This window comes from Novispirillum itersonii subsp. itersonii ATCC 12639 (assembly GCF_000381985.1).
Classification (GTDB): Bacteria; Pseudomonadota; Alphaproteobacteria; order Rhodospirillales; family Rhodospirillaceae; genus Novispirillum; species Novispirillum itersonii.
Map to the genome: position 1 here is coordinate 104947 of NZ_KB907348.1, position 17058 is coordinate 122004.

At 63.2% G+C, this 17058-nt stretch carries 13 protein-coding genes and 1 tRNA gene; 13 read left to right on the top strand and 1 reads right to left on the bottom strand.

Going from position 1 to position 17058, the window contains the following annotated elements; all coding sequences use genetic code 11:
- Positions 1-64: 64 nt before the first annotated feature.
- From torT to G365_RS0115985, 13 genes are all read left to right on the top strand, one after another.
- The gene (torT, locus tag G365_RS0115925; RefSeq protein WP_026345418.1) at positions 65-1141 is read left to right on the top strand and encodes a TMAO reductase system periplasmic protein TorT; all 1077 of its coding nucleotides are present in this window, start codon (positions 65-67) and stop codon (positions 1139-1141) included.
- A 4-nt stretch (positions 1142-1145) separates the two neighbouring features.
- Positions 1146-2690: a sugar ABC transporter ATP-binding protein gene (locus G365_RS0115930; RefSeq protein WP_019646531.1), complete on the top strand. Its 1545-nt coding sequence runs from the start codon at positions 1146-1148 to the stop codon at positions 2688-2690.
- Positions 2687-3709: an ABC transporter permease gene (locus G365_RS0115935; protein ID WP_019646532.1), complete on the top strand. Its 1023-nt coding sequence runs from the start codon at positions 2687-2689 to the stop codon at positions 3707-3709. Before G365_RS0115930 ends, G365_RS0115935 begins: the two co-directional genes overlap by 4 nt.
- Positions 3702-4643, top strand: coding sequence for an ABC transporter permease (locus G365_RS0115940; protein ID WP_019646533.1), 942 nt, complete (start codon positions 3702-3704; stop codon positions 4641-4643). The genes G365_RS0115935 and G365_RS0115940 overlap by 8 nt, the downstream gene beginning before the upstream one ends.
- 108 nt (positions 4644-4751) lie before the next feature.
- On the top strand, positions 4752-6518 hold the full coding sequence (gene capB / locus G365_RS0115945; protein ID WP_019646534.1) for a caprolactamase subunit beta: 1767 nt from the start codon (positions 4752-4754) through the stop codon (positions 6516-6518).
- A gap of 32 nt (positions 6519-6550) precedes the next feature.
- Positions 6551-8692 carry a caprolactamase subunit alpha gene (gene capA, locus G365_RS21970; RefSeq protein ID WP_019646535.1) on the top strand — a complete coding sequence of 714 codons (2142 nt, stop codon included), beginning with the start codon at positions 6551-6553 and terminating at the stop codon, positions 8690-8692.
- Positions 8693-8916: 224 nt separating this feature from the next.
- Positions 8917-9870 (top strand): AraC-like ligand-binding domain-containing protein, encoded by a 954-nt coding sequence (locus G365_RS0115955; RefSeq protein ID WP_019646536.1) that lies wholly within the window; start codon positions 8917-8919, stop codon positions 9868-9870.
- A 124-nt stretch (positions 9871-9994) separates the two neighbouring features.
- Positions 9995-10339, top strand: a complete 345-nt coding sequence (locus tag G365_RS0115960; protein ID WP_019646537.1) for a zinc ribbon domain-containing protein YjdM — start codon at positions 9995-9997, stop codon at positions 10337-10339.
- Positions 10340-10501: 162 nt separating this feature from the next.
- Positions 10502-12070, top strand: a complete 1569-nt coding sequence (locus tag G365_RS23150) for an MASE3 domain-containing protein (RefSeq protein ID WP_019646538.1) — start codon at positions 10502-10504, stop codon at positions 12068-12070.
- Between the two features lie 35 nt (positions 12071-12105).
- The gene (locus G365_RS0115970; RefSeq protein WP_019646539.1) at positions 12106-13221 is read left to right on the top strand and encodes a THUMP domain-containing class I SAM-dependent RNA methyltransferase; all 1116 of its coding nucleotides are present in this window, start codon (positions 12106-12108) and stop codon (positions 13219-13221) included.
- 426 nt (positions 13222-13647) lie between these two features.
- A complete protein-coding gene (gene ahpC / locus G365_RS0115975; RefSeq protein WP_019646540.1) occupies positions 13648-14211 on the top strand; it encodes an alkyl hydroperoxide reductase subunit C in 564 nt (187 codons plus the stop codon).
- A gap of 87 nt (positions 14212-14298) precedes the next feature.
- Positions 14299-15879, top strand: a complete 1581-nt coding sequence (gene ahpF / locus G365_RS0115980) for an alkyl hydroperoxide reductase subunit F (RefSeq protein WP_019646541.1) — start codon at positions 14299-14301, stop codon at positions 15877-15879.
- Positions 15880-16246: 367 nt separating this feature from the next.
- Positions 16247-16322, top strand: a tRNA-Lys gene (locus G365_RS0115985).
- 146 nt (positions 16323-16468) lie between these two features.
- Here G365_RS0115985 and G365_RS21980 read toward each other — a convergent pair.
- The coding region (locus G365_RS21980) for a tyrosine-type recombinase/integrase (RefSeq protein WP_019646542.1) at positions 16469-17058 on the bottom strand (590 nt) is incomplete at its 5' end.

The following is a 17058-nucleotide window of genomic DNA, read 5'->3' on the forward strand; positions in this document are numbered from 1 at the left end:
AAATATCACCGAGCTGGCGCAGGCAGAGACCGCCAAGCGCCAGCCAGACAGGGATTTGGTTCCGATGCACAAGACTCTTTTTATGGCGGCTGCCCTTCTGGCAGCGGTGCCCGCTGCCGCGCAGGCGCAGACCGGAACTCCGGGGCAGAAAAATACTCAGGGATGGTCGGCTGAGGTGGTCGATGCCTCTGGCCCCAGCCGCCGTCTGGCGAAGTATGAGCCCCTTGCCCGGGCTGAAAAGCCGTGGAACATCTGCGTGCTGTTTCCGCACCTGAAGGACAGCTTCTGGGTGGCGGTGGCGTATGGTGTGGCCTCCGAGGCTGAGCGCCAGAATGTTTCGATGACCCTGTATGAGGCGGGTGGCTATTCCAACCTGCCGCGCCAGCTGTCGCAGTTTGATGACTGCGTGGCGGCCAAGGCGGATGCCATTGTGGTCGGCGCCATTTCTGAAGCGGGTCTGGCCCAGAAAATCGCCGAGGCGCGGAAGAAGGGGATCCCGGTGATCGGCACCGTCAACCCGATCCAGAATGCCGAGACAACCGGTAAGATGTTTGTCGATTTTCCGACCATGAGCGGCCAGACCGGACGCTATCTGGCCCGTAAGGCTGCGGATGGGGCCAAGGTCGTCGCTTTCCCGGGGCCTGCCGGGTCGGGCTGGGCCGAGGCCTATGCGCAGGGCTTCAAGGACAGCCTGAAGGATAGCAAGGTTGAGGTGCTGGATACCCGTTTCGGGGATACCGGCGTCAATGCCCAGCTACAGCTGGTGCAGGATGCCCTGCAGGCCTATCCCGATCTGACCGTACTGTGGGGCACCGCCCCGACCGCCGAGGCTGCGATCGGGGCAGTTGCCGAAGTCGGGCGGGAAAAGGATGTGATGATCCTGTCCACCTACGAAAATCAGGCGATGCTTGATGCCCTGAATGCCGGAAAAATCATCGGGTTCGCCACCCAGTATCCGGTGCTTCAGGGCCGGGTCGGGATTGATATGGCGGTCAGGGCGCTGCAGAAACAGCCGGTGATGGCTTTTGCCCAGCCGGTTCCGGCGGTGATCACTCAGGATACCATGAAGGCGATCGACATGGGGCTGGTGCTGGCCCCGGCGTCGTGGCGCCCGGTGTTCTCCGTCAAAGCCACCCAGTAAGGTCATGGCTGACAGTCATAACGGCGGCTTCACCCCCGGTCCGGACGGGCCGGGGGCGGAAGCCCCGCCGCTGCTGATGCTCTCCGGCATCGGCAAGCGGTTCGGCGGGGTGCGGGCGCTGGGGAATGCCAGCCTGACCCTGACGGCGGGCAGCGTGCATGTGCTGCTCGGCGAGAACGGGGCGGGCAAGTCGACCCTGATCAACATCATTGCCGGCAGCTTTGGCCCCGATGGCGGCACCTATTGCCTTGATGGTCAGCCGGTGCGCGGCCTGACCCCGCAGCGGGCGCGGCAGGCCGGAATCAGCGCGGTATTTCAGGAGTTTTCGCTCGCCCCCAATCTGACGGTGGAAGAAAACCTGTTTCTTGGGCGGGAACGGCATCGCCTTGGTGTTCTCGACCGCCGGGCGATGCGGCTGCGGGCGCAGGCGGTGCTGGACGATCTGGGCTTTGACATCAGCCCCCGCCAGCGGACCGGCGATCTGTCGCGGGCACATCAGCAGATGGTGGAAATCGCCAAGGCGCTGATGGACCCGGTTAAGGTGCTGATCCTTGATGAGCCGACCGCTTCGCTGACCGAGGCGGAAACCGAGCGTCTTTTTGCTCTGGTTGACCGCCTGCGGGCGGAGGGGGTGGGCATCATCTATGTCTCGCACCGTCTGCGGGAAATCATCCGGCTTGCGGACCGCATCACCGTGTTGCGTGACGGCTGCACCGTCACCAGCATTGATGCCGCCGGGGTGACGGAAGACGGTCTGGTTGAGCTGATGACCGGCCGGAAGATGGAGGCTCTGTATCCGCAGATCCCCCATGCCCCCGGCGATGCCCTGCTGGAGCTGTCCGGCCTGACGCTGGCCAACCGCACGGTCGAGGATGTCTCGCTGATCGCCCGTGCCGGTGAGATCACCGGCATCGCCGGGCTGGTCGGCTGTGGCAAAAGTGAGGTGATCCGCGCCGTTTATGGTCTGGAGACGGTCAGCAGCGGATCAATCCGTCTGAAAGGGCAGGCTTACAGTCCGTCCGGCCCGGCCCGGGCCCTGACGGCGGGGGTGTGTTACTTCCCCTCTGACCGGGTGGCGGAAGGTTTGGCGCTGGGCCGTCCGATCCGTGAAAATGCCTCGATGGCGGCGCTGGACCGTCAGAGGGGGGTGGTCCGCCGCGGGCAGGAGCGGTCGTTTATTAAGGCGACGATGGACCGGCTGCGGCTGCGCCCTGCGAACATCGAACGGGCGGTCGGCACTCTGTCGGGGGGCAACCGCCAGAAGGTGATGCTGGCCCGGGGGCTGACCCGTCCGACACAGGTGTTTCTGTTTGACGAACCGACCGTCGGGATCGACGTCGGCGCCAAGGCTGAGGTCTATGACTTCCTGCGGGATCTGGTCCGTGATGGGGCGGCGGTCGTGCTGGTGTCTTCTGACCTGCCGGAGGTGCTGCACCTGTCCAACCGCCTCTACGTCATGCACCGCGGCCATATCGCCGCCGAGCTGACCGGCGCGGATATCACCGAAGCTCAGGTTCTGGCCTGTTTCTTTCAGGAGGATGTGGCATGAGCGTGCATCTGCCTTCCCACCATCCCCAGCCGCAGCAGTTTTCTGACCGTCTGATGCTGGCCGTGGCCGGGATCGGTCTGCTGCCGCTGTTGCTGGTGGCGCTGGTTGCCGTGCTGGCACTGACCGAGCCGCGTTTTCTGGGGGCGGTCAATCTTCTCAATATTCTGCGTACGGCTTCGGTGCTTGCCGTGGTGGCCTCCGGTCAGATGCTGGTTCTGATCGTTGGCGGCTTTGACCTGTCCGTCGGTGCGGTGGTGGCCCTGTCGTCCACCGTCGGGGCGACGGCGATGGCCGGGGTGGCGGCTTCGGGGGCATCCCCGGCGCTGGCGGTGACAGCCGGGTGTGCTGCGGGTCTGGGGGCCGGGGCAGTGGTCGGTCTGGTCAATGGCCTGTGCGTCGCCGTGCTGAAGGTGTCGCCGTTTATGGTCACGCTGGGCACCATGTCGGCGGCGTCCGGGGTGGCCTTGCTGCTGACCAACGGGATCCCGGTCTATGGGCTGCCGGATGGGTTTGTGTCCGGTTTTGGCCGGGCGGTGTGGCTGGGGCTGCCGTCAGCGCTGGTGGTCAGCGTGGTCCTGCTGGGAGCGGTGGCGGTGATGCAGCGCCATACGCTGGCCGGTCCGGCCCTGCGGGCGGTCGGCGGCAATCTGCAGGCGGCCCGGGTCAGCGGTGTGGCGGTGCGGGGCTGGACGGTCGCGGCCTATGTCGGCTGCGCGGTGCTGGCCTCGTTGACCGGGCTGTTGCTGACGGCGCGGATCGGGTCCGGTCAGGCCAGTCTTGGCGGCCTTAACATGACCATGGAAAGCATCGCCACGGCGGTGATTGCCGGGGTGTCCCTGCGCGGCGGGGCCGGGCGGGTGGAGATGGTGGCGCTGGGGGCGGTGTTTCTGGCCGTTATCAGCAATGCCATGAACCTGTCGCGGGTCGACAGCAAGGCGCAGCTGGTGGTGCTCGGGGTGATCCTGATCGCAGCCGTCGCTCTGGACGAACTTGGCAAACGGAGACGGGTCCGTGTCTGATCAGCTTTCTCTGCGCGGGATGATCCCGCATCTGGCCCTGCCGCTGGCGCTGGCGGTGATGCTGGCCGGTTTTTCGGCCGTCGAGCCGCGCAGCCTGTCGGCGGGCAATCTGCTGAATGTGCTGGAACAGTCGAGCTATCTGATTGTTTTCACGCTGGCGCAGACGGTGGTGCTGCTGACCCGGGGCTTTGATCTGTCGGTCGGCATGGCCGCTTCGGCGGTCAGTGTGGCGGCGGCGCTGGCCGCTGTCAGTTTTGGGGGTGGGGCGGGTGTTGCCGTTGCCCTGCTGCTGGCCGGGGGAATCGGGCTGGTCAACGGGGCGGTGGTGGCCCTACTGCGGGTTAATCCGTTCGTTGCCACGCTCGGCATGCTGAACATCTGTCTCGGTCTGTCCTCGACCCTGTCGGGGGGGCGTCCGGTCACCGGGGTTCCGGATGGTCTGACCACCCTGTTTTACAGCGGGGCGGTGCTGGGGGTTCCGGCCCCGGTGTTGATCGCGGCCCTGTGTACCGGCGGGCTGGCCCTGCTGCTGCACCGGACGGTGTTTGGCCGCTCGCTGTACCTGACCGGCGGGAACCCCCGGGCGGCGGAAGTCGCCGGGGTGCGGGTGCGGTTAACCCTGATCGGGGCCTATACCCTGTGTGCCCTGCTGGCCGGGCTGGGGGCGGTGATGCTGACGGCCCGCACCGGATCTGGTGAACCCAGCCTTGGCGGATCGCTGACACTGGAATCGATTGCCGCTGCGGTGATCGGCGGGGTCAGTCTGCGCGGCGGGGCCGGGGGTGTCACCGGGGCGGTGCTGGGGGCGGTGTTTGTCACCGCCCTGTCCAACGGCATGAACCTGACCCGGGTGGATGGCAACGTACAGATGATTGTGCTGGGGGTGGTGGTGGTGGCCGCCGTGGCACTTGACCGCTTCCGGGGCAGCCGCTGAACGCGCTGGTGAACAAATCGCCATGCGCTGGGCGGCAAGAGAACCCGCCGCAGACCCATTAGCATCGTTCTATTCCAAACAAAAAAATCAGCCCTTCAGGAGGCTTTTATGTCAACTGCTCCGAAGACCCGGGGTTCGGTGGACCCGATCACCCTTGCCGTGGTACGCGGCGCGCTGGAAACCGCGCAGCGCGAAATGACCGTCACGCTGGAAAAGACCGGCCGGTCGAGCGTGTTCAATCTGGCCCATGATTATTCCAACGCCCTGTTTGATGCCAACCCGGAAATGATCCTGCAGGGGCAGGACATTCCGATCCACATGGGCTCACTGATTCCGGCGATGAAGGCGGTATCGGCCTTTTTTGGCGATGACATCCACGACGGCGATGTGATCTATCACAACGACCCGGCCTATGCTGGCAGCCACATCATTGACTGCTGCATGTACAAGCCGGTGTTCTATCAGGGTGAGCTGGTCTTCTGGACGGTGTGCAAAGGCCATCTCACCGATATCGGTGGTCCGGTCCCCGCCGGGTACAACCCCAATGCCACCGAAATCTATGCCGAAGGCCTGCGTATTCCCCCGGTCAAGCTGTGGGACCGTGGCCGCCGCCGGGAAGACGTCATCAACCTTCTGCTGACCAACATGCGGGCCCGCCGCGATCAGGAAGGCGACCTGAACGCCCAGTTCGGGGCCTGCCGGGTCGGAGAGCGCAACCTGATTGCCCTGCTCGATAAATATGGCATCGAAACCGTGCGGGCCTGCATTGAAGAGCTGAAGTCGATGGCGGACCGCCAGATGCGCAGCCTGATCTCTTCTGTCCCGGACGGCCTCTACACCGGCACGGCGGTTCTGGAAGATGCCGGGCATGGGTTTGGCGAGATGGAAATCTCCGCCACCATCACCATCAAGGCTGACACCTGCCACATTGCCATCAAGAGCCCGCCGCAGATCCCCTATTTCATCAATTCCTACGCCGGGAACTCGATGTCGGGGATCTACCTCGGCCTGATGATGTTTGCCCAGCTGCCGCCGCCCTATAACGAAGGGCTGTACCGCTGTGTCACCGTTGATCTGGGCGAGCATGGCACCCTGTGCAACGCCAAGGAACCGGCCCCGCACGTCAACTGCACCACCACACCGATGGAAACACTGACCGATGCGGTGCGTCTGGCTTTTGAAAAGGCCGCCCCGGAACGGGTGTCCGCCTCGTGGGGCCATGCCTCGGGCATCAATATCGCCGGGCGGGATCCGCGCACCGGGGATGAGTATGTGACGATGGTGCTGGCCTCGATCATTTCCGGTGCCGGTGCGACGCAGGCGATGGACGGCTGGCATTCGCGCGGGCCGCTGTGCTGCTTCGGGGCGCTGACCTCAGGCGATGTTGAGCTGCTGGAGCATTCTTACCCGATCATCGTTCACCGCTACGGCCTGATCCCCGACAGCGGCGGGGCCGGGCGCTACCGGGGCGGCAGCGGCACCGACTGGGAAGTGGAGCCGATCGGCCATGACATGACCGTGGTGGCTTTCGGTGAAGGCCGCCAGATCCCGACCCAGGGCACGGCCGGGGCCCGCAATGCGCTGCTGGATCCCAAGCTGGGACGCATCACCATCACCCGGGCGGACGGCACCCGGGAGGAGCATATCAAAAACCTGATCACCACTATCCGCCCCGGCGAGCGGGTCCGTAACCGCAACCCGGGCGGCGGCGGCTATGGCAATCCGTTCACCCGTCCGGCCGATGCCGTCGCGCTCGATGTCCGGGATGGTCTGGTGACGGTTGAGGCCGCCCGTCTGGAATACGGGGTGGTGTTGGATCCGGTGACGTTTGCCGTCGATGTTCTGGCCACGCAGGCGCTGCGCGCCGCCGCCTGACCGACCGCCCAGTCTTAAAAAGGAATTTGATCATGCAGGGTAAATATCGTCTGGGCATTGATGCCGGCGGCACCTTCACCGACTTCATCCTTGCCGAATATCCGGGCAAGATTCATCTGTTCAAGGCGCCGTCGTCGCCGCAGGACGGCACCATCGCCATCAGCAACGGTCTGGCTCAGATCAGCGCCGCGCTGGGGGTGCCGGTGGAAACCATCATCGGTGAGGCCGATCTGTACATCAACGGCACCACTGTCGCCCTGAATGCCCTGATCGAAAAGAAGGGCGTCAAGGTTGGTCTGCTGTGCACCGCCGGTCATGAAGACAGCATGGAAATCCGCCTTGGTCATAAGGAAGAAGGCTTCCGGTATGATGCGGATTATCCCCCGGCCTTCATGCTGGTGCCGCGCCGTCTGCGGGTGCCGGTGAACGAGCGTGTGCTGTCTGACGGCTCGGTCCGGCAGGCGATGAACGAGGCGGAGATCCGCGCGGCGGCAGAGCTGTTCCGCCGTGAGGGCGTGGAGAGCGTCGCCGTCTCCTTCCTGTGGTCGGTGGCCAATCCGGCCCACGAACTGCGGGCGGCGGAAATCCTGCGTGAGATGCTGCCGGATGTGTTCATCTGCACCGGCTGCGAAGTTTATCCGCAGATCCGGGAATACACCCGTACCTCCACCACTGTGGTCAATGCTTATCTGTCGCCGGTGATGGGGCGCTATGTGTCCCATATCGACGAATATTTTGAGAAGATCGGGGCCCGGCACCCGGTGCGGTACTTCCAGTCCAACGGCGGGCTGGCGGTGGGCGGCACCATGCGCACCCGGGCGGTCAACGCCATCAACTCCGGCCCGGCATCGGCCCCGCAGGCGGGGTTGTTCGTCGCCCGGCCGTTCGGGATCGACAATGTCATCACCGTTGACATGGGCGGCACGTCGTTTGACATCACCCTGACCCGGAACGGCCAGACCAACCTGAACAAAAACGTCGATTTCCTGCGCTACCGTATCGGTGTGCCGATGATTCAGGTGGAGACACTGGGCGCGGGGGGCGGTTCCATCGCCCGCATCAATGATCTCGGCATGCTGGAAGTCGGGCCGGAAAGTGCCGGGGCGATGCCGGGGCCGGTGTGCTACGGCAAGGGCGGGGTCAAGCCGACCGTCACCGATGCCAATCTGGTGCTGGGCTACCTCAACCCTGACCGCATCCTTGGCGGCAGCATCCGCCTCAACCGCGAGGCGGCGATTGAGGCGATCCGCCGTGATGTGGCCGACCCGCTCGGTATTTCGGTGGAAAAAGCGGCCCATGGCATGTCCACCATCGTTAACATCAATATGGTCAACGGGATCCGCCGGGTGTCGATTGAGCGGGGCTATGACCCGCGCGATTTCGCCCTGATCTGCGCCGGTGGGGCCGCCGGGATGCATATCTGCGCGCTGGCGGATGAAATGGGCATCGACACCGTACTGGTGCCGAAGGTTGCCTCCGGGCTGTGCGCCTTCGGGCAGATTATCTCGGATATGAAGTACACCTATCTGGCCTCGCTGCCGCTGCGTCTGGATGGTGTGTACGGGGAACAGGCCGAAGTGTTGGCCCGCCTGACTGCCCGCTTTGAGGAGCTGGAGGAGCAGGGCCGGACCGCCCTGATGTCTGATGGTTTCAGCGAAGGGGAAATCGAGTTCCGCCGCAGTGTTGAGCTGCGTTACCTCGGGCAGGTGCATGAATGCACGGTTGAGGTGCCATCCGGGCCGCTGAACCGGGAGCGGGTACAGGCCATTCTGGCAGCCTTCCACCGCCGGTATGAGGATCTGTACACCTACAGCGAACCGCATAGCCCGGTGGAACTGGTCAACCTTGAGGTCACGGCCATCGGTCACGTCTCCAAGCCGCGCCTGCCCGATCTGGCGGTCGGCGGCAGCGATGCCGGGGCCGCCCTGACCGGCAGGCGTCCGGCCCTGTTCGGCGGTGACGGCGACTGGCAGGCAACCCCGGTGTATGACGGGGCGAAGATGCTTGGTGGCAACCATGTCGCCGGTCCGGCGATTATCGAGGAAGCAACCACCAACGTGGTTCTGTTGCCCGGCTGGCAGGCGACGCTGCATGTCTCCGGCACCTATCTACTGACCCGTATGGGGAGTGCTGCGGCCGCGCGGGCCCAGCAGGCAGACGCTGTTCTGGCATAACAGGCAGCGTGCAATCCACGGTCCGGCGGAGGGGTCTTCCGGACCGTGGATGCGCTTTTTCTGATTTACCCTTGTCTGGAACGTGCATGCTGGCGCACGCTGTCCGGAAACGGTCGAGGAACCCTGTTACAGAGGCTGCAGTTCATAAGTGGCCCACAGGGGGAGTCCGGAAACGTCCGCCGGAAAAAGACGGGGGGTGGGTTTGCCTGGGGAGGCACACAGTCATGTCAATACGCCATAGTACCGCGGAAAGCCCGGGCTATGCCCGTGGCCGTTATTGGGAGCAGGTCATTGCCCTGACCTATTTTCCGCTGAAACTGGATATTCCGCTGCCGGAGCGTTTCAACGCCAGTCTGGCGGTGGATTCCCTTGGCAGTCTGTCACTGTCGCGGCATCAGTCCTCGGCAATCCGCTATGCCCGGGACCGTCGCCATCTGATTAAGGAACGGGATGAGCAGTTTCTGGTCACGGTGCCGGAAACCGGCGAGATTGACTTCTCGCAAGGGGGGCATGACGTACACTGTACGCCGTCCGGCTTTATCCTGCAGCGCAGTCATGAACCCTACGAGTTCAGCCATCGCGGTGATAACAGTCTGCTGGTGCTAAAGGTGCCCGCACCGGTGCTGCGCGCCCACATCCGCGAGCCTGACCGCTTCTGTGCCCTTGGGTTTGACGCCAGCAAAGGGGTCGGGGCGCTGTTCGTCGATTTTCTGCGGCTGGTGCCGTCCCGGCTGACCGAGCTGAACGAGGATGGCCGTGCTGCCATCGGGCAACAGCTGGTTGATTTGCTGGCACTGGCGATTGAGGCGGATGACCGGGCGCTGAAAAGCAATCAGTCCTGTGTCCGGACTGCTCATCTGCGACGGATTGAGAGTTATATCCGCCGCCAGCTGCATGACCCGGATCTTAACCCGCAGGCGATTGCGGATGCCTGCGGGATCTCCGTCCGCTATCTGCACCAGCTGTTTCACCGCAGTGAGCAGACCGTGACCCAATGGATCCGTGAACAGCGGCTGCACGCCTGCAATGAAGCCCTGCGCAATCCGGCCAATCATCAGACGATCGCTGATATTGCCTACCGCTGGGGGTTCAGCGATCAGGCCCAGTTCAGCCGGGCCTATAAGGCCCAGTTCGGGATCAGCCCGCGGGAGGCACGGGCGCTTGGGCGCCTGCGCTGACGGCCTGTTGTGATTTTAAGGCTGGACGTGGCGGCGGAAACCATGTTTTACGCAGGGATACCGCAGGAACCGGGCAGTCTGCCTCACGGTTCCGCCCACGAACCATACGCTGAAAGTCACAAAGATGGATGCCGAAATGACATGCCCGCAGTGCGGGTCGGAAAATGCCTATCACGACGGGTCGCTGTGGAACTGCCCTGACTGTGCCCATGAATGGACCGGCAACGATGCCGCCGCTGCGACCGAAGACTCCGCGATCCGTGATGCCAATGGCAATGTGCTGGCCGACGGCGACAGCGTGATCGTGATTAAGGATCTGAAAGTCAAGGGATCGTCGCTGGTGGTCAAGGGCGGCACCAAGGTGAAAGGCATCCGCCTGACCGAGGCTGCCGACGGTCATAATATCTCCTGCAGGATTGATGGCATCGGTGCGATGAACCTGAAGTCGGAATTCGTCCGCAAAGCTTAAGCCCAGAGGTGTGCAGGGCGGGATTTTCCCGCCCTCTGCCTGCCGGATCCCCTGAAAAAAGATGACTGCCCGGCTGGGATGCAGGTACGCTGAGTTTCACATTTTGGCACAGTGTCCGGGGCCGGGAATGGTGTACCGGACGGGCGACAGGCAGATCGGCGGATGAACGCAGGGCAGTCCCTTCAGTCGGCCGGGTCCGGTCCGGCGGAGCAGATTTCCTTTCCGGCCTTCCTGCGGGATGGCTTTGCCGGTCTGGCGACGGCAAACCCGTTTCTGTTCGTCCTGATTTCAGCGTCCCTGACTGCCCTCAGTCACTGGAATTTTCTGCTGTTTCACGGGGCCATCGAAGGGGTGGCGATCGTGGTCGGCGTGATGATGTGCGTGGTGGCGTGGTACTCGGCCCGTTTTGCCGCTAATGCCGGTATGGTGTTTGCCGCTAACGGGATGTTCTGGGTGGCAATGACCGACTTTCTGCACGTCATGGCCTATAAGGGGATGGGGGTCTTCCAGACAGAGGGGGCGAACGAGGCGACCCAGCTGTGGCTGATGGGCCGCTTTCTGCAGGCACTGGCCCTGTTGCTGGCCCCTTTGGCGGTGGTGAACCGGATCAGCCGGATACAGTCCTTCCTGATGTTTGGCGTGCTGGCGTCCGGGCTGTGGGCGTTGTCTTTCAGCGGTCTCTTCCCCGACGCTTACCGCGAGGGAAGCGGGCTGACTGTCTTTAAGATCTGTTCTGAATATGCGGTGATTGTCGTGCTGGCCGTGGCGCTGGCACTGGTATGGCGCCGCCGGGCGGCGGTCGGGCTGGCGGTGGCCCCCGGCCTTGCGATGGCGATAATACTGAGCATGGCGGCTGAGGGGATGTTCACCCTCTACATCAACGTCTATGGCCTTTCTAACATCATCGGGCATCTGCTGAAGTTTGCCGCCCTGTGGGTGCTGTTTCATTCCGTCGTGAAAGCCGGTCTGCTGATGCCTTATCACGCCCTGCTGTCGGAAGTGGCGCACCGGGCGCAGGTGGAACAGGATCTCCGACGTTCCAATGCTGATCTTGAGGCGTTTGCACATGTTGCGTCGCATGACCTGCGGGAGCCGCTGCGCAATATTTCCGGCTACGTCAATCTGCTGGAGCGGCGCTACACGGCACGGCTCGACGATGACGCCCGTCAGTTCATCGGCTTTGTCCGCGACGGAGCGGACCGGCTTGACCGTCTGGTCAGCAGTCTGCTGAATTTTTCCCGGGCAACCCGCCAGGAAAGCCGTTTACGTCCGGTCGTCCTGCGGGATGTGGTGCAGGAGGTCGTCGGTGATTATGCCAGCCTTCTGACCCTGACCGGGGCCACGGTGACCATGCCGGAGGATGGCCCGGTGGTGCTGGTTGACCGTGAAATGGTCGGGGATGTGTTTCAGAACATGCTGTCGAATGCCATCAAGTATGCCCACCCTGAGCGGCGGCTGGTGGTGACGGTCCGCTGGCGGCAGGCCGGGGGGCGGCTGGCGGTCGAGGTGGCGGATAACGGTGTCGGCATTCCGGAGGCTGATCAGCGCCGGGTCTTTGGAATGTTCCAGCGGGTGGAGCGGGGGCCGCTGTCCGGTGGCAGCGGGATCGGGCTGGCTGTCTGCCGGAAGGTGATTGAACATCATGGCGGCCAGATTGCCGTCAGCGGTGCTGAGGGCGGCGGGGCGGTATTTTCCTTTGATCTCCCTCTGGCGCCGTTTTCGCAGGGCTGATACACCCCGGGTCGACTGTGTGCGGGGAGTAGGCGATGACAGCCGAGAACGGTTTTGAAATTCTGCTGGTGACTTTTCCCGGGCTGGAAGAAGAGCTGAAGGCCGAGGTGAAGTCTCTGGGGTTCAGGCCGACCGGCACGATTCCCGGCGGTGTGCTGCTGACCGGGGGGTGGACCGATGTCTGGCGGGCCAATCTTCGCCTGCGCGGGGTCAGCAAGGTGCTGGTCCGCATCGGTTCATTCCGCGCGTTTCATCTGGCGCAGCTGGACAAGCGGGCCAGGAAGATGCCGTGGGCGGACTTCCTGCGCCCCGATCAGCCGGTGCGGGTGGAGGTGACCTGTAAAGGGTCGCGGATCTATCATGCCGGTGCGGCGGCCGAGCGGATCAGCCGGGCGATTGCCGAAGAGCTGAAGGCCCCGGTCAGCGATGATGCCGTCGTCTGCGTCAAGGTGCGGATCCACAATGATGTCTGCACCTTCAGTCTGGATTCTTCCGGCGATGGTCTGCACCGGCGCGGGCATAAGGAGGCGGTCAACCGGGCCCCGATGCGGGAGACCATGGCGGCTTTGTTTCTGCGCCAGTGCGGGTATACCGGCGACGAGCCGGTGCTGGACCCGATGTGCGGATCAGGGACCTTTCCGATAGAAGCCGCTGAGATTGCCTGCGGCCTGTTTCCCGGACGGTCACGGACTTTTGCCTTCGAACAGTTCGCCACCTTTGATCCGCTGGCGTGGCAGGCCCTGCAGGCGATGGAAAAGCCCCGTCAGCCGGCCTTTATGTTCCGGGGCAGTGACCGTGACCCCGGCGCGGTGCGAATGAGTCAGGAGAATGCGGAGCGGGCGGGGCTGGCGGCCTGCACCGCTTTCAGTCAGCAGACGGTCAGTGAACTGCAGCGCCCTGATGGGCCGCCGGGACTGGTGATTCTTAATCCGCCCTATGGCACCCGTATCGGTGACCGCAAAAAGCTGACCGGGCTGTACCGGTCGATTGGCCAGACGATGACAGAGCGGTTCTCCGGCTGGCGTGTGGGGATCATCACCACTGATGCGGTTCTGGCACGGGCCACCGGGCTGCCCTTCAATCATACCGGGGCGCCGGTTCTGCATGGCGGATTGCGGGTGTCACTGTATCTGACGGGCCGTCTGGGGTAAGGGCGTCTGGGATAAGGCGGTCTGGGAATGCGCAAAGGCCGACGCTGTCCGGGAGGATCGGTCAGCGTCGGCCTTTCGCCTCTGCCCGGTGTCGGGCGAGTCCCTGTTCACCCCGGCCATCGTTTTGATGTGGCCTTCATGGTATGCCCCCTGTCGGAAGCGTAAACAGCTATGCAGAGATCATGCCAGATGCGGGTCTTGATGTTTTCCGTTTATATACAAGCAGTTAACTTTTTTGGGGGAAGCGCGAGATGCGTGGGATGCGCCTATATTTTAGGCAATGATTATTATATGTGCAAATTTGTTTCTGACGATGCCTTTCAATCTGTTTTGGCGATCAAATATTCCTGAAAAACCAGTTTTTCTTTTGAAAGGGGCGGGCGTACTGTTTCCTCATTGCACAACACACCGCAGTGGAGAACACCGATGTCCCTGATCAACACCGAAGTGAAGCCGTTCAAAGCCGAAGCCTACAAGAATGGCAAGTTCGTCACCGTCACCGATGCCGATCTGAAGGGCAAGTGGTCGGTGGTGTTCTTCTACCCGGCCGACTTCACCTTCGTGTGCCCGACCGAACTGGAAGATCTGGCTGACAACTACGCCGAATTCCAGAAGCTGGGCGTTGAGATCTACTCCGTGTCCACCGACACCCACTTTGCCCATAAGGCGTGGCACGACACCTCCGCCGCGATCAAGAAGATCGAGTACACCATGGTCGGCGACCCGACCGGCACCATCAGCCGCAACTTCGACGTGATGATTGAAGAAGTCGGTCTGGCTGACCGTGGCACCTTCGTCGTCGATCCGCAGGGCAAGATCCAGATCGTCGAAATCACCTGCGGCGGCGTCGGCCGTGATGCCAAGGAACTGCTGCGCAAGGTGAAAGCCGCCCAGTACGTTGCCTCTCACCCGGGTGAAGTGTGCCCGGCCAAGTGGCAGGAAGGCGAAAAGACCCTGGCCCCGTCCCTCGATCTGGTCGGTAAGATCTAAGATCACAGGGCTGATACCGGACCTCCGCCGCCTTGGGCGGCGGAGGCTCTCCTGAAAATCAAAAAAAGAAAACCGGAGTCCATCCCCATGCTGGACAGCAGTCTCAAAGAGCAACTGAAGGCCTATTTCGCCAAGATTTCCCAGCCGGTCGCGCTGCTGGCCTCTGTCGATGACAGCGCCAAGTCGCAGGAGATGCTGGACCTGCTGCGGGATATTGAGGGCCTGTCTGATAACATTACCCTGTCGGTCACCAACGATGATCCCCGGACGCCGTCGTTCGCGATTGCCCGCACCGGCACCGATATCGCGGTGCGTTTCGCCGGGCTGCCGATGGGGCACGAATTCAACTCGCTGATCCTTGCGCTTCTGCAGGTCGGCGGTCATCCGCCCAAGGAAGAGCAGGCGGTTCTGGATCAGATCGCGGCGCTGGACGGTGACCTCGTTTTCGAAACCTATTTCTCGCTGTCATGCCAGAACTGCCCGGATGTAGTGCAGGCGCTGAACCTGATGGCGGCGATCAACCCGCGTATCAGGCATGTCGCCATCGACGGCGGGCTGTTCCCGGCGGAGGTTGAGGCCCGCAAGATCATGGCGGTGCCTGCCGTGTACCTGAACGGCGAGCCGTTCGCGCAGGGCCGCATGGGCCTTGAGCAGATTCTGGAAAAGGTTGATACTGGTGCAGCGGCCCGGGCGGCTGCCCAGCTGGCGGAAAAGGCCCCGTTCGACGTTCTCGTCGTTGGTGGCGGTCCGGCCGGTGCGGCGGCGGCAATCTACGCAGCCCGGAAAGGCATCCGCACCGGTCTGGCGGCGGAACGCCTTGGCGGTCAGGTTCTGGATACCATGGGCATCGAGAACTTCATCTCCGTCCTGCACACCGAAGGCCCCAAACTGGGCGCGGCGCTGGAGCAGCACGTTAAAGCCTATGACGTTGACATCATGAAAGCCCAGCGGGCAGAAGCCCTGATCCCGGCGACTGAGCCGGGTGGCCTGATCGGTGTGCAGATGGCAGGCGGGGCGGTGCTGCAGGCCCGTTCGGTGATCCTGTCCACCGGCGCGCGCTGGCGGACGATGAATGTGCCGGGCGAAGATCAGTACCGCAATAAGGGTGTGGCGTTCTGCCCGCACTGTGACGGTCCGTTCTTTAAAGGTAAGCGGGTTGCGGTGATCGGCGGCGGCAATTCCGGCGTTGAGGCTGCGATTGACCTCGCCGGGATCGTCGCCCACGTTACGCTGGTGGAATACGACAGCCAGCTGCGGGCCGATGCGGTGCTGCAGGCCAAGCTGCGCAGCCTGCCGAATGTTGAGGTTGTCACCTCTGCCCAGACCACTGAAGTTCTGGGGAACGGGGAGAAAGTGACCGGCTTGACCTATAAGGACCGCGTCAGCGGTGATCTGCGGTCTGTGGCGCTGGAAGGCGTGTTCGTTCAGATCGGTCTGGTGCCGAATACCGAATGGCTGAAAGGTTCTCTGGCCCTGTCACCGCGCGGGGAGATCGAGATCGACATGAAAGGGCAGACGTCCGTTCCCGGTGTCTTCGCTGCCGGTGATGCCACCACCACCCCCTATAAGCAGATTATCATTGCGATGGGTGAAGGATCAAAAGCAGCGCTGTCTGCCTTTGATTACCTGATCCGCACCCCGGTTCCGGCACAGGCGGCAGCAGAGTAATCCGCCGCGTCTGAGACTGGATTATCCTTCCGGCATGCTGCCCTGACTGTGCCCTGCGGTGCGGCAGCATATCCCCGCCCGGCGTGCCCTGTCCGACCGGGGAAGCCGGAAGCCCGGAGCCTGTCTGCTCTTCCCTCCCCCTTCCTGCGGCAGGCAGGCTCCGACTTCTTCACCGGGCGTTCTTCCCGATTGGCTATCCCTTTGTGCCCCCGGCATTTCTCCTGCCGGGGGCACATCCCTTTTCTGGCGTTGTGACACTGACAAAAAAAGAAATGAAACCGTCATTTTATGCTTGTCAGGACGCCTCTGGCCCCTTATAACCCGCCCCACAGCAGCGATGCTGAACGGCGGAAACGCCGGTAAATATGGGTGCATAGCTCAGTTGGTAGAGCAGCTGACTCTTAATCAGCGGGTCCAAGGTTCGAATCCTTGTGTACCCACCATATTTTGAAGGTTTACCAAGGCCTTCGGTAAAAACCCCGGTCACAGCGACCGGGGTTTTTGCGTTTGGTCCCCCGCGTGTCCCCGAAACGGCGATCCGGGGGAAAAAAAGGGAAGGGCGGGGAGCGGCCCTTCCGGGCCGTTCCCCCTATTCCGCCGCCGTCAGAAACGGGGCGGCCAGCCGTCCGGCGATGTTGGCGGCATCGACAAGGCGGTCGTTCTGGAAGTGGCTATAGCGCCGGGTGGTGCTGATCTGGCTGTGCCCAAGGATTTCTGCCACCTCGTAGATCGGCCTGCCGTGATTGACCAAGGTACTGGCAAAGCTGTGCCGCAGATCATGAAGCCGAAGATCCCGTGCCAGTCCGGCCCGGGCCTTGACCCGGTCCCAGCATTTCCTCACCCCTTCGAGAGGACGGGCCGGATCTGCGCCGGGGAAAACCCACGGACAACCCGGCGGACGGGGCAGAGACAGCAGAACGGCCACCGCCGCATCGGACAGCGGAATGTGCCGCCGCCGTCCTGATTTGGCCCTCGGCACCTGCCACAGACGGCGGGGGATATCGACATCCTCCCAGCGCATGTTCAGGGCCTCGCTGCGCCGGGCTCCGGTCAGGGCGAGAAGGGCGATGCAGGTTGCGGCGGTCCGGCTGGGTTCGGCATCAAGGGCCAGAAACAGGCGGTGGGTTTCCCCGGCGGTCAGGAACCGTTCACGCCCCTGTTCCCGCAGCATGTCGGCAT